Origin of the sequence: Spirillospora sp. CA-128828 (assembly GCF_050945415.1) — a bacterium.
Taxonomy (GTDB): domain Bacteria; phylum Actinomycetota; class Actinomycetes; order Streptosporangiales; family Streptosporangiaceae; genus Spirillospora.
This window is the reverse complement of the sequence record NZ_CP191986.1, coordinates 534,396-547,419: the sequence shown is the minus strand read 5'-3', so window position 1 is coordinate 547,419 and position 13,024 is coordinate 534,396. Positions and strand designations below refer to the sequence as shown.

Annotated in this window: 14 protein-coding genes; 5 read left to right on the top strand and 9 right to left on the bottom strand. The window is 71.0% G+C overall.

The features are described 5' to 3' along the window. Positions 1-27: 27 nt before the first annotated feature. The 3 genes from ACQPXG_RS02975 to ACQPXG_RS02965 form a co-directional block, all read right to left on the bottom strand. Entirely contained in the window at positions 28-870 is an 843-nt protein-coding gene (locus tag ACQPXG_RS02975) for an N-acetylmuramoyl-L-alanine amidase (RefSeq protein WP_433466052.1), read from the bottom strand. Between the two features lie 83 nt (positions 871-953). Next, the gene (locus ACQPXG_RS02970; RefSeq protein WP_024934223.1) at positions 954-1,190 is read right to left on the bottom strand and encodes a hypothetical protein; all 237 of its coding nucleotides are present in this window, start codon (positions 1,188-1,190) and stop codon (positions 954-956) included. A 327-nt stretch (positions 1,191-1,517) separates the two neighbouring features. Then, entirely contained in the window at positions 1,518-2,519 is a 1,002-nt protein-coding gene (locus ACQPXG_RS02965; RefSeq protein ID WP_433466051.1) for a LacI family DNA-binding transcriptional regulator, read from the bottom strand. A gap of 381 nt (positions 2,520-2,900) precedes the next feature. On the opposite strand from ACQPXG_RS02965, the gene ACQPXG_RS02960 reads away from it, so the two are divergent. Next, positions 2,901-3,590 carry a TetR/AcrR family transcriptional regulator gene (locus tag ACQPXG_RS02960; RefSeq protein ID WP_433466050.1) on the top strand — a complete coding sequence of 230 codons (690 nt, stop codon included), beginning with the start codon at positions 2,901-2,903 and terminating at the stop codon, positions 3,588-3,590. Positions 3,591-3,804: 214 nt separating this feature from the next. Here the strand turns inward: ACQPXG_RS02960 and bldC are convergent, their stop codons facing one another. After that, the gene (gene bldC, locus ACQPXG_RS02955) at positions 3,805-4,008 is read right to left on the bottom strand and encodes a developmental transcriptional regulator BldC (RefSeq protein ID WP_012850682.1); all 204 of its coding nucleotides are present in this window, start codon (positions 4,006-4,008) and stop codon (positions 3,805-3,807) included. Between the two features lie 273 nt (positions 4,009-4,281). Then, positions 4,282-5,160: a hypothetical protein gene (locus ACQPXG_RS02950; protein WP_433466049.1), complete on the bottom strand. Its 879-nt coding sequence runs from the start codon at positions 5,158-5,160 to the stop codon at positions 4,282-4,284. Between the two features lie 125 nt (positions 5,161-5,285). Here ACQPXG_RS02950 and ACQPXG_RS02945 point away from each other — a divergent pair, with 125 nt between their 5' ends. Then, positions 5,286-6,368, top strand: a complete 1,083-nt coding sequence (locus tag ACQPXG_RS02945) for a Leu/Phe/Val dehydrogenase (RefSeq protein ID WP_433466048.1) — start codon at positions 5,286-5,288, stop codon at positions 6,366-6,368. A gap of 309 nt (positions 6,369-6,677) precedes the next feature. Next, positions 6,678-6,884, top strand: coding sequence for a DUF3073 domain-containing protein (locus ACQPXG_RS02940; protein WP_433466047.1), 207 nt, complete (start codon positions 6,678-6,680; stop codon positions 6,882-6,884). A gap of 175 nt (positions 6,885-7,059) precedes the next feature. On the opposite strand, the gene purM is transcribed toward ACQPXG_RS02940, so the two are convergent. Further along, the gene (purM, locus tag ACQPXG_RS02935; RefSeq protein WP_433466046.1) at positions 7,060-8,100 is read right to left on the bottom strand and encodes a phosphoribosylformylglycinamidine cyclo-ligase; all 1,041 of its coding nucleotides are present in this window, start codon (positions 8,098-8,100) and stop codon (positions 7,060-7,062) included. Then, a complete protein-coding gene (gene purF / locus ACQPXG_RS02930) occupies positions 8,097-9,551 on the bottom strand; it encodes an amidophosphoribosyltransferase (protein ID WP_433466045.1) in 1,455 nt (484 codons plus the stop codon). Before purF ends, purM begins: the two co-directional genes overlap by 4 nt. Before the next feature lie 129 nt (positions 9,552-9,680). Here purF and ACQPXG_RS02925 point away from each other — a divergent pair, with 129 nt between their 5' ends. Then, positions 9,681-10,046, top strand: coding sequence for a hypothetical protein (locus ACQPXG_RS02925; RefSeq protein ID WP_433466044.1), 366 nt, complete (start codon positions 9,681-9,683; stop codon positions 10,044-10,046). Positions 10,047-10,056: 10 nt separating this feature from the next. Here ACQPXG_RS02925 and ACQPXG_RS02920 read toward each other — a convergent pair whose 3' ends face one another. After that, positions 10,057-10,683: a LamG domain-containing protein gene (locus tag ACQPXG_RS02920; RefSeq protein ID WP_433466043.1), complete on the bottom strand. Its 627-nt coding sequence runs from the start codon at positions 10,681-10,683 to the stop codon at positions 10,057-10,059. 43 nt (positions 10,684-10,726) lie between these two features. Beyond that, entirely contained in the window at positions 10,727-11,170 is a 444-nt protein-coding gene (locus ACQPXG_RS02915; RefSeq protein ID WP_433466042.1) for a sterol carrier family protein, read from the bottom strand. Between the two features lie 127 nt (positions 11,171-11,297). On the opposite strand from ACQPXG_RS02915, the gene ACQPXG_RS02910 reads away from it, so the two are divergent. After that, positions 11,298-13,016, top strand: a complete 1,719-nt coding sequence (locus ACQPXG_RS02910) for a serine/threonine protein kinase (RefSeq protein WP_433466041.1) — start codon at positions 11,298-11,300, stop codon at positions 13,014-13,016. Positions 13,017-13,024: the final 8 nt, after the last annotated feature.

Here is a 13,024-nt window from a genome sequence, read left to right as displayed (position 1 = left end):
CCCGGCCGGCGCCGGGCACCACCGGGGTCAGCCGAGGTAGGTCTGGAAGCCTTCGGCGAGGGACTCGGCGATGCGCTGCCGGAAGGACGCGCTGGCCAGCTTCGCCGCGTCGCCCTTGTTCTGCATGTTGCCGCACTCGATGAAGACCTTCGGGACCGTCGACATGTTCAGGCCGCCGAGGTCGTCACGCCGGTCGATGGCGTTCTTGCCGAGGTAGTTGGAGTACGGGATGCCGGTGCCCTCGTGGTAGGCGTCCCGCAGCGCGGAGCCCAGCTTGGCGGAGCCGGACACCATGCCGGAGTTCCGGCCGATGGAGAGCGGCTCGATGATGTGGAAGCCATGCCCGGACGGGGACGCGCCGTCGGCGTGGATCGACAGCGCGGCATCGGCCTTGAGCCGGTTGCCGAGCCCGGCGCGCTCGGTGACGCACGGGCCGACGCTCTTGTCGTCCTTGCGGGTCAGCGCGACCTTGGCGCCCCGGGACCGCAGGATCTCGGCGAGCCGGTTCGAGACGTCCCAGGTGAACGCGTGCTCGCCGTAGCCGGCCTTGGTCTCCGTGCCGGTCGTGTCGCAGGCCTTGCTGCCGTTGCCGATCTTGACCTGCTTGTTGATCTCGGACGGGTGGTCGGCGTTCCCGCCGTTGTGCCCGGGATCGATGACGATCACCTTGCCGTCCAGCGACGCCTTGCCGGTGGCGGACGCGGGCGACTGACGGCCCTCCAGCGACCCCGGGGACGACGCTCCGGCGGTCGGCGGGGCCGCGGCCCCGCCTCCGCCGCCGGACGTCCCGGAGGAACCGTTGCACGCGGTGAGCGCGCCCAGGCACAGCGCGATACCGGCGACCGCGGGGCCGCCTCGATGGATTCGCACAGGCCGATTCCTCCGTGATGACTTCGTTACCGACCCTGACAGTCTGCACACCGGCTGAGGTTCGTCAAACGAAGTCCGGGAAATCAGCGCAGGGGGTCCTCCTTGCCCAGCAGCGCGGCGAGGGCGCGGGCCTCGTCCGCGTCCAGGCCGAGGACCACGCGGGGGCGGCCCCACGGGTGGTCGATCGAGTGGGCCACATAGCTGGCGACGGACTCCGACACCTGCTCGGCCAGGCCGCGGGCGTGCCGCCACTCCGACCACGCGCGTTCCAATTCGCTCGCCGCGCGTTGCGCGCACGACACCAGTTCCGGATCACGCACGAGCTGAACCCCCCTGGGTAACACGACCCTTTGTCAGCCCGTCCGGCGGGTCCCCGGCCCGGACGGCCTCCCCCGAGGCCGCCCGGGTCTGCCCGTCGGACGGTGAGACACATTAACCACCTGGCCGTGGGCCGCGGGTCGGCGAATGCGGCAGGTTTGGCCGGCCCCTTACCCGGCGTGCACCCGTTCGAGGAATGATCGACCGTCCGCGTACCCCCGCCATAACCGGCCACGGACGCGGCGTCACGGATCAGGGGTGCGGCGGCATCTGCGGGAGCGAGACGAAGGGGGAGGTTCTGTGGCCCGAACAGGCGCGCGCCCGTGAGGTCACAGGGCGGGAGCCGGCCCCGTCGTCGAGCGGACCACCAGGTGCGGGACGACCAGGTTCTGCCGCGCGACGCGGGACGGGTCGCCGATGCGCGCGGTGAGCAGTTCCGCGGCCACCCGGCCCATGTCGCGGCGCGGCTGGTCCACGCTGGTCAGCGAGATGTGCCGGATCGCCGCGAGGTGGGTGTTGTCGTACCCGACGATCGACAGGTCGGCCGGCACCCGCATGCCGAGCTCGTCGGCGGCCGACAGCGCGCCGGTCGCGACCAGGTCGTTCGGCGCGAAGATCGCGGTAGGCCGGCCGTCGCGGCGCAGCAGCGAACGCGCGGCCCGGTGGCCGCCGTCCTCGGTGAAGTCGCCGGGCTCGACGATGATCTCGGCGGTCAGCCCGTGCCGGCGCATCGCCTTCTCGTAGCCGGCGCGGCGGTAGCGCGCGGTCGTGGAGCGCGCCCCCTCGATGTGCGCGATCCGGCGGTGGCCGAGCTCGACGAGATGGTCGACGGCCAGGCTCGCGCCGAGCTCGTCGTCGTCCACGACGATGTCGACGCCGACGACGTCGCGTTCACCGACGACCACCACGGGGACGCTGGCCGCGGCCTCCTTGAGCGACTCGGGGACGACGCTGAGCAGCACCAGCCCGTCCACGCGCATCTCCAGGAACGCCTCGACCGCCTCCGCCTCGAACAGGGGGTCCCAGCGGCCGCTGCCGACCAGCATCCGCAGGCCCGCTCCGTGCAGGCTCTCCTGCAGCCCGTCGAGGAACTCGGCGAAGAACGGGTTGTGCAGGTCGGCGACGATGGCGCCGATCAGCCGGGTGCGTCCCTCGACCAGGCTCCGCGCCACGGCGTTCGGCCGGTAGCCGAGTTCCCGGGCGGCCTGCAGGACGGCCTGCCGTCGCCGTTCGCTCACGTGCGGTGACCCCCGCATCACCAGTGACACGAGCGATTTGGACACTCCGGCGCGTTCGGCGACGTTGCGGATCGTCGGTTTCGGCGCGGGCACCGCCCTCCCCTCGCCGCCCGGGGCCGGAGAGGGCTCGCTGCGCGGCCGGGGCACCGCACCCTCTCCCAGCCTGTCGTGCGGGGGATTTGCTTCATCAGCTGACATGGCGCTCCGTCCAGGGGGACCTGCAGGACCTGCCGCGAAGGCGCGCCGATCGGGGGATCCGGCGCGCCGCCTCCGCTCGGGAGGAGATGCCATGATGCCGCGCCTTCCCCCCAAACCGCCGCAACAGTGAGTAACGGGCATCCGACAATGGTGGTTCGGGTCTGTGGTGTTCCGGATCACAGCCGCGCCGGGGGGAGGATCACGACCCGGTGAAGAGCCCGCTCCGGCCCCGCTCCACGGGGCCTGCCGCGGCCCCGGCTCGGATACGCTGCCCAGGTGGGAGATCGTGCGGTGGCCGGTGACAAGGCGCGAAGCCGGCCGAGCGGCGGACGGGGCCGTCGCCGGCTCAGCGTGGACGAACGTCGGGACGAACTGATCGAGGCGGCGCTGCAGCTGTTCAGCACGCGCTCGCCCGAGGACATCTCGATCGACGACGTCGCGGCCAAGGCGGGCGCCTCACGCGCGCTGGTCTACCACTACTTCGGCGGCAAGTACGAGCTGTACATCGCGGCCCTCGGCAGCGCCGCGAAGAAGCTGTCGGTGCTGCTGGAACCGCCCACCGAGGGCAAGCCGCTGGACCGGCTGCGCATCTCGCTGAAGCGGTACTTCGACTTCGTGGAGAGCCACGCGGCCGGTTACACGGCGCTGCTGCGCGGCGGGCCGGCGGACCGGTCCGGCGAGGCCGGCGAGATCGTCGACGGCATCCGGCAGCTGCTGCTGGACCGGATCCTGCACTCGCTGGACGTCGACGTTCCGCCGCCCATCCTGCGCATCACGCTGCGCTGCTGGATGGCGACGGTGGAGACCGCCTGCCTCGACTGGCTGGAGAACCGCGACGTGCCCCGCCCCGACCTGGAGCGGCTGCTGGTCGACCAGCTCGTGGTCATCATGCAGGTCGCGGGCCGCCATGACCCCGGCACGGGCGCGCTGTTCGACCGCTTGGCCCAGGAGGAGATGAGCTCCTAGGACACCGGTGGGACCCCGTGACACTTCTGGGGCCGGTGTCCGCTTGTGGTCACACTAGCCACAGATGTCCCAAATACCGTCAAGGCCAACGCAACGCTCGGCCGACGATCGCGGCGACGGCAACCGTCCACCGCGCCGAGCGATCGCCGCGTTGTTCTGGGTGTCGGGCGCCCCCCGGCGCCTGGCACCCAGAACAACGCAATGAATACTTCTGCTACTCCGAGCGCTGCTGCGGGATTCCCGCGAGCAGCGCCCGCACCTCCGCCTCGCGGTAGCGACGGTGCCCCCCGAGCGTACGGATGGACGTGAGCTTCCCCGCCTTCGCCCAGCGCGTGACGGTCTTGGGGTCGACGCGGAACATCGTCGCCACCTCCGCCGGCGTCAGCAGGGGCTCGGCCTCTGGCGTACGTGCTGACATGTTTGCGGCCTCTCCTCCGTGGACCGATGACAGCGATCCTGCGATTGATCCTCGCGTGGTCACTGATGTCCCCTATGGCCCGAAAGAGCCACTATGACATCACAACGTGTAACCTTGCCACCACTCAGCGCAACAAGCAAGTTCCTGGCGGTAGTTGCGTGCAAACATCCCCGCGGGTGCGGGGAGCGGTGCGTGTCCGGTGGCCGCTGGGTCACGCTGCGTGATTCTAGCGACACGTATAGTCGTATCGCGCGCGGATTCGGGAAATTTGTTTTAGTTCGCCGACTCAAGTGCCCGGATGGGCCGCCAGCGGGCGAGGAGCCGCTTGTACATCGCGACGGTCAGCTCGGCCTCTCCGCGCTCCATCCCGGTGATGGCCACGGTCATCTCGGCGACGGACTCGTCCGTCCGGAGGGACTCGTCGTCCAGCAGGTGGACGAGGCCGCCGTAGTCGAGCTCCACGAGCCCGCGCGGGTGGAACTCGCCGAGCCACCGGCCGAGCGTCTCCAGCCGGCCGGCCGACAGGAGGTAGACCTCCCCCGTCCCGTCGCCGAGGTTCTCCCGCACCACCGGGAGGGCGGCCGCCACCCGGCGGCGCGCCTCGCCCATGGAGGTGACGTAGCTGAGGGTACGCGTGGGCGCGGCCGTCGCCGGGCCATGACCCGCGTGTTCCTCGGACGCGTCGTCCGTCCGGCCGTAGCCGGTGCCCGGCGTGCCCAGCGTCAGGCACCGCTCGCCGCGCGCGAACGGCACGAACCAGTCCAGCGGGACGTGCCAGGTGCTCGTCAGGATGTGCGGGCGCAGGGTGCGGCCGGACCGCTTCCACTGCTCGAAGTCGCCCATCACCCGCTCCGACAGCGGCGGCGGGACGAACGCCGCCGCGACCCCGGCCGCGTGCTCGTTCCGGAACCGCTCGAAGGCCAGCCATGACCGCAGCCGGGTCTCCCAGGGGCAGACGTAGATCATGTCCTCCAGGCGCCTTATGTAGGCGTCCCTGCTCTCCCGTTCGGGAACGATCTCGGGCGGCGAGCCCGTCAGCCTGAGCGCGGCCTCCCGGTGCTCCACCCCGAGCGCGTGGGTCCGCCTGGGACGCCGCCTGGAGTCGGCATAGACCGTCCACAGGGTCCGCGCGGGCTCCGGGAAGGCGGTCACCGGTTCATAAACCCGTAGGTACGCGGCGTACGGAAGCACGACCGCATCGTTACACGAGATTCGGTCGGGCGTGGCGCCATCACGCGTCCTAGGCTGATCTTAGAGACAGAGAGGAGGGCACTACCGTGCCTAATGTCTTCGGGGCGCCCCACAAGGGCACTGAACCCCGACACGAGCAGGTCGTCTTCTGCCAGGACGAGGCCAGCGGTCTGCGCGCCATCATCGCCATCTACTCCACCGCGCTGGGCCCGTCCCTGGGGGGTACGCGCTTCTACCCGTACGCCACCGAGGAGGACGCGCTCGCCGACGTACTGAACCTGTCCCGGGGCATGGCGTACAAGAACGCCCTGGCCGGGCTTGACCTCGGCGGTGGCAAGGCCGTCATCATCGGCGACCCCGCGGTGGACAAGTCCGAGGCGATGCTGAGGGCCTACGGACGGTTCGTCCAGTCGCTGAACGGCCGGTACTACACGGCGTGCGACGTCGGCACCTTCAGCGAGGACATGGACATCGTGGCGCGCGAGTGCCGCTTCGTCACCGGACGGACGGTCGCGCACGGCGGTGCCGGCGACTCGTCCATCCTCACCGCCTTCGGCGTCTTCCAGGGCATGCGGGCGGCCGCGGAGACCGTGTGGGGCACACCGACGCTACGCGGCAAGCGGGTGGGTGTGGAGGGCGTCGGGAAGGTCGGTCACCGGCTGGTGGAGCACCTTCGCGAGGACGGCGCCGACGTCGTCGTGTGCGACGTGAACGAGGCCGCCGTGGACCGCGTCCGGTCGCTGCATCCGGAAGTCGAGGTCGTCGCGGATGCCGACGCGATGGTCCGCACGGAGCTCGACGTCTACGCGCCGTGCGCGCTCGGCGGATCCCTCAACGACGACACGGTGCCGGTGCTGAGCGCCAAGGTGGTCTGCGGGGCCGCGAACAACCAGCTCGCCCACACCGGGGTGGAGAAGCGCCTAGCCGATCGTGACGTTCTGTACGCACCCGACTACGTGGTGAACTCCGGTGGTGTGATCCAGGTCGCGGACGAGATCGAGGGATTCAACTTCGAGCGTGCCAAGGCCCGCGCCGCCGGGATCTACGACACCACCCGGAAGATCTTCGCGCTGGCCGCCGACGAGGGCGTCCCGCCCGCGGTGGCCGCCGACCGGCTCGCGGAACGCCGGATGTCCGAGATCGGCAGGCTCCGGGGCATCCTCCTCTGAGTCACGGGCCCCAGGTCTGAAGGGTGAGCGGCCTAGGCCGCTTTAGACCGTTGCAAAACCGTTGTGAGGGCCACCGTGGGACGCGTACGACCGTCCCACGGTGGCCTTGGCACGTACTCGTGACCACCGGATACACTGCTGTTATCAGCAACAGGGGCGCCGCCACGTACCGTCGATGTACCGAGCCAGGCGCAAAACGGGTACGGTTGTACCCGTGACTGACGCATGGCTCATCAGGCACCGGTTCGTGTGGTACACGCGCGCGTTGATGGGCCCACGAAAGCCCTGACCATCGAGGGGGTCGAGCCAATGGGTCGCGGCCGAGCCAAGGCCAAGCAGGTGAAGGTTGCCCGGCAGCTCAAGTACAACTCCGGCAACACAGACCTCGACCGCCTGAAGGACGAACTGGGAGTCAGCGACTCCGACGATGACTCGTATGACGAGCTCGCCGAGAAGTACGCGGACTACGCCGATGAGTACGGCACGGAGACCCGCAAGGACGGCACCTCCGGTTGACCGGCAGACAGTACGCCACCGCCCGCATCGCCGGGCGGTGGCGTTTGTCATGATCTTGCTGAGCGAGCCCCTGGGGCGCGTTCGGCGTCCGGCGGTTCAGCTGTGACGTGAGTGGCCTGTGAGGCGCTCAGCGAGCCCCTCAGGCCCGTCGGCGGGCCGAATGGCCGGCCGACGGTCAGAGCAGGGTCGCCGTGCCGGTGCCTTCGGTGATCTCGCCGAGCCGCCAGGACGGCACGCCCCGCGACGCCAGCAGGCGGAGCGCCGCGTCGGCGCTGTCCGGCCCGACGATCGCGGCCATGCCGACGCCCAGGTTGAAGGTCTTGTCCATCTCGGCCTGCGGCACGTCCCCCTGGGCTTGCAGGACGCGGAACACGGGCGGGACCTCCCAGGAGGAGCGGTCCAGCACCGCGTCCACGGTCGGCGGCAGAGAGCGCGCCAGATTCGCCGCGAGGCCGCCGCCCGTGATGTGCGCGAACGCCCGTACTCCGCCCGCCTGGGTCAGAGCCAGGCAGTCCTTGGCGTAGATGCGCGTCGGGGTGAGAAGTTCCTCACCGAGCGGACGGGTCAGGTCGGCCGACCGGGTCTCCAGGGTGAGGTCCGTCGTCGCCAGGATGTGGCGAACGAGCGAGTACCCGTTCGAGTGGATGCCGGACGACGCCATGGCGAGCACGACGTCGCCCACCCGGACACGCTCCGGACCGAGGATCTCGTCGGCCTCGACCACGCCGGTCCCGGCGCCGGCGAGGTCGAACTCGTCCGCCTGCAGCAACCCGGGATGCTCGGCGGTCTCGCCGCCCACCAGGGCGCATCCGGCCAGGGCGCAGGCGTCCGCGATGCCGCCGACGATGTCGGCGATCCGTTCCGGGACGACCTTGCCGCAGGCGATGTAGTCGGTCATGAACAGCGGTTCCGCACCGCACACGGCGAGGTCGTCGACGACCATGCCGACGAGGTCGTGCCCGATCGTGTCGTAGACGCCGAGACGCCGCGCCAAGTCGACCTTGGTGCCGACACCGTCCGTGGACGTCGCGAGCAGGGGCCGCTTGTAACGCAGGAACGCCGACGCGTCGAACAGGCCCGCGAACCCGCTGACGTCGTCGACGACCTCCGGACGCCGCGACCGCGCCACCCGGGACTTCATCAACTCGACGGCGCGTTCGCCGGCCTCGATGTCGACGCCGGCGGCCTCGTAGGAGGTCGCCGGACGGTCCGTCATCGGCCGACCTCCAGCAGGTGCTTGCCGCGGGCGCCCTGCTCCACCGGGATGGGGTAGACGCCGTCGAAGCACGCCCGGCACAGGTTGTCCTTGGCGATCTGCGTGGCGGAGATCAGCTCGTCCAGGGAGATGTAGCCGAGCGAGTCGGCCCCGATGGAGTCGCGGATCTCCTCGACCGACAGGTTCCCGGCGATCAGCTCGGCCCGGGTCGCGAAGTCGATGCCGTAGAAGCACGGCCAGGAGACGGGCGGGCTGGAGATGCGGACGTGCACCTCGGCGGCACCCGCGTCCCGCAGCATCGACACGATCGCGCGCTGGGTGTTGCCGCGCACGATCGAGTCGTCCACCACGACCAGCCGCTTGCCCTCGATCGTCTCGCGCAGCGGGTTCAGCTTGAGCCGGATGCCGAGCTGCCGGATCGTCTGGGACGGCTGGATGAACGTCCGCCCGACGTAGGAGTTCTTCACGAGGCCCTGGCCATAGGGGATGCCGGACGCCTCGGCGTAGCCGATCGCGGCCGGGGTGCCCGACTCGGGCGTCGGGATGACCATGTCGGCCTCGACGGGATGCTCGCGGGCCAGCCGCCGCCCGACCTCCACGCGGGTGGCCTGGACGCTGCGCCCGGCGATCGTCGTGTCGGGCCGCGCCAGGTAGACGTACTCGAACAGGCAGCCCTTGGGGCGCGCCTCGGCGAACCGCTCGGACCGCACGCCGTCGCCGTCGATCGCGACCAGCTCGCCCGGCTCGATCTCCCGGACGAAGCGGGCGCCGACGATGTCGAGACCCGCCGTCTCGGACGCCACCACCCAGCCGCGGTCCTCCAGGGCACCGAGGACGAGCGGCCTGATGCCCTCGGGGTCGCGGGCGGCGTAGAGCGTCCCCTCGTCCATGAAGACCAGGGAGTACGCGCCGCGCGTCGCGGGAAGGACCTCCCGCGCCGCCGCCATCGGGCCGCCTTCCCCGTGGGTCGCCAGCAAGGCCGTCAGGACCTCGGTGTCGCTCGTCGCGGTCAGCACGCCGGGCTCCAGCCGGGCGGCCAGTTCCGGGGTGTTGATCAGGTTGCCGTTGTGCACGAGCGCCAGGCCGCCGTCGTCCGTGGACCGGAACGTGGGCTGGGCGTTCTCCCACGTGGGCGACCCGGTCGTGGAGTAGCGGCAGTGGCCGACGGCGATGTGGCCGCGCAGGGTGTTCAGCACCGACTCGTCGAAGACCTGGGCGACGAGGCCCATGTCCTTGAAGACGACGATCCGGGAGCCGTCGCTCACGGCGATCCCCGCCGACTCCTGACCGCGGTGCTGGAGCGCGTACAGGCCGTAGTAGGTGAGCTTGCTCACTTCGGCTCGGGCCGCCTGCTCGGCCGGCACCCAGACGCCGAAGACGCCGCAGGCGTCCTGCGGAGCACGGTCGGAGGGGTCGATGTCGTGGCTCAGTCGTCCGTCACGGAGAGGCACGCTTGCCAGTCTAGATGCCCGGCTCACCTGCTCCGATCGGTGGGATCTCCTTAACGGACCTTTACTCGCCGGAACCACGGGCATCACTTGGTGACGGGAACTCTGGGGACGACCACATGGAGGAGACCCATGACGCTGCCCGGGTACCGGACTTACCCGCCCCCTGCCCCGCCCAGGCGGAGCACTCTGGCCCGGACCTCGCAGTTGCTCGGAATCATCGGTCTGGTCGGGCTCGCGGCGTGCTTCGCCGGGGTGATCCCGGCGCTCGTCGGCCTCGTCCTGGGAGCGGTCTCGCTCGCGCGGCGTGACCCCGACCGGCGCCCGGCCCTCGTGGGTGTCGCCTGCTCGGCCGTCGCCGTCGTCATAGGCGCCGGGACACTCTTCTGGCTGCTGGGCAAGGCGGCCCAATGCGGGGACGAGGCGCGGTACCCGGACGATCTGTCCCGGCGAGGCTGCGTCGAACGCGAGTTCCCCTTCGCCGAGGCGAACACCTGACCCGCCCGCTCTACTCCGCCAGTGCGCGGACGGCTTCCTCGCCGAGCGGGGAGGCGTACACGCGGAGATCGGCGATGAGCCCGCCGAATCCGGGCTTGGTGGGTTCACGGCCCAGGTAGATGGGGCCGGCCGGTGTGACGACGGCGTGTTCCAGGGACACACCTGTGTCCTGCTCGCCGTTGACGTAGAGGAACATCCCCTGGGCGTCCACGACGAATGCGACATGCGCCCATTCGCCGACGGTCAGCCTGGTGCGGCTGTCGACGTAGTCGGGGCCTTTGACGGTGAAGAGCTGGACGCGCAACCTCATCGCGTCCGGGTACAGCCACAGCCCGAGGCCCCGTGCGTCGTTCTCGGCGACGGGCTTGTAGACGAGGCTGCGCCACTCCCCGGTCGGTTCCTCGGTGACCTGGACGAAGAAGGCGACGCTGAACCCGAAGATCTGGCTGAGGACGAGTTGCGGCGCGGCGGGGACCACGGCACGGCCGCGCCCGACGAGCGACAGCGCCCGCCCGTTCCGTGCGGGGACGATCCCGGCGGTGTCTCCCAGCTCGACGGCGGGTGAGGCCCCGGCCGTGTCCGAGACCCGGCGGCCGTCCACGGTGTCGGCGTCGAACGTCCAATGCGCGATCAGCACGGGATCACCTCCGGTAAGGCGGAGGCTAGGCGCACCGTGCCGCTCAGTCGAGGGGAATGGGGAGATACGCCGACAGGTCCGCGCGCGCGCCACTCGCACGGACTCGTCCATCCGCTGTCGCATCTGCCCAGGCCAACCGGCCGGTGGCCAGAGCGATCCACGTGGCGGCGTCCATCTCCACCACATTCGGGGGCGTACCCCGGGTATGGTGCGGGCCGTCGATGCACTGAACGGCGGCGTGGGGAGGGACGCGAACCTCCACGGAACGGCCTGGTGCCAGCTCGGCGAGCCGGTCGAGCAGGAACCGAACCGCTCCCTTGACGACCGGCCGGGACGGTTCGGCGCCTCCCGTCCCCATACCGGCGAGGACCGTGTCCAGAGCCGCGCGACGCAGCTCGGCGGGCTCGTCCGTGCCGGTGTACGGCGGCAGGCCGAGCGCGGCGCGCTGCTCGTTCAGGGCGGCGGGTGAAAGCGGTGTACGCGGCATCGCGGACGACGCTACCGGGTCCGCCGCGGTGCCGAGCAGGCGGTAGAAAGGACGCCGTTGCCAGGCTGGGTGGAAGGGAACGGGGAGGCCGGGGACGCCGTCCCCGGAGGACACGGAGGTTCGTCAGATGCCCGAGGCGCTGCCCCTGCAGCCGGGTGACCCGCGAAGACTCGGCTCGTTCGAGATCACGGGACGGCTCGGCGTCGGCGAGCAGGGCGCCGTCTTCCTCGGCAGGGACACGGCCGGCGGCCCCGTCGCCGTGAAGGTCCTGCATGTGCGGCTGAGCGGCGAGCCCGTCTCGCGGTCGCGGTTCACCGGCGCGTTCTCCTCCGCCCGGAAGGTCTCGGGTTTCTGCACGGCCGCGATCCTGCACGCCGACGTCGAGGGTGACCGTCCCTACGTGGTGAGCGAGTGGGTGGACGGGCCGTCCCTCCAGCAGATCGTGGACGAGGAGGGCCTGCGCGGCGGCACCGTCGTCGAGCGCGTGGCCGCCGGGATGGCGGTCGCCTTGGCGGCGATCCACCGGGCCGGAGCGCTGCACCACAATCTGAAGCCCGGGAACGTTCTCCTCGGCCGGAACGGGCCGAGGATGAGCGACTTCGGCATCGCCCGCGCCTTGGAGGCCGTCAACGTCGGCTTCGGCGGGCACATGACCGAGGACCCCGCCTACAAGTCCCCCGAGCAGTTGAGCGGACTGGGCATCGGCCCGGCCGCGGACGTGTTCGCCTGGGCGTCGACCCTTCTCTTCGCCGCCACGGGGAAGCCGCCGTTCGGGGAGGGGTCGCCGTCCGAGGTGATGCAGCGGATCGTCTACGACGAGGCCGACCTGTCGGACGTCCCCGATTCCCTGCGCGACATCATGGCGAGCGCCCTGGCCAAGTCTCCGGCGGAGCGTCCCACGGCCAGGGAGGTCCTCGAACGGTTTCTGAGCGAGGACGACGCGCTCGCCGGACGCCTGCCCTCCTCGATGGTGGAGGAGGGTCGCGCGCTGGCCGCGGGCACCGTCCCCGAGCGCCACGTGCCGCCACCGTCACCACCGCCGGCGGCGCCACCGCCGCCTCCCAGGGTCGACCCGCCGCGTCCGCCGGCGGACGATCTCGACCCGGCGGCCTTCGAGACGACCGCGGCCTTCGACGCGGTCGGCTCGCACCGGCCGGAACCGCGCGGCCACGCGGGCGGCCGCGACCATGAAGAGCAGACGGCGAGGTTCGACGCCGTCCGTCCCGAGCGGACGGCCACCTTCGACGCGGTCGACCTGGAGCACCAGGCGAATCCCGGCGAGCCCATGCCGCACTTCGTCCCCGGGCTCCGGCACGGGCGCGACAGCGGCGGGCACCGCGCCTCGCCGCTGGCCTCCCTCGCGAAGATGCGGCGCCCCGGCAACCACGTGCTCGGCGTGGCGCTCTCCATGTTCATCGGCGTCAGCGTCGGCATCGCCATCATCGCGCTGGTGCTGTGGCCCCAGCTCAAGGCGGACGACGACGGGCCCCCGTCCGACAGCACCAACTCCTCCAACAACCGCCCGGTGACGACGATCCCGGCCTCGTTCGCCGGGACGTGGAAGGGGACGGTGGTCAACACCGGCCGCAACGCCTCCTTCCCCGTGGAGATCACGTTCGAGGCGGGCGGCACGACCGGACAGGCCCTGTACCCGAGGGAGAACTGCACCGGCAGCCTGACGCTCACCAGGGGCACCGAGAGCGCGCTGAAGATGAACCTCGACATCGGTAAGCCGTGCACGTCCGGGACCGTCCAGGTTTCCCGGCAGCCGGACGGGACGCTCCAGTACACGTGGACCAAGGCGGGGACGAGCCTCGGCTACGGGGGCAGGCTCACCCGGAGCTGACCCCGAAG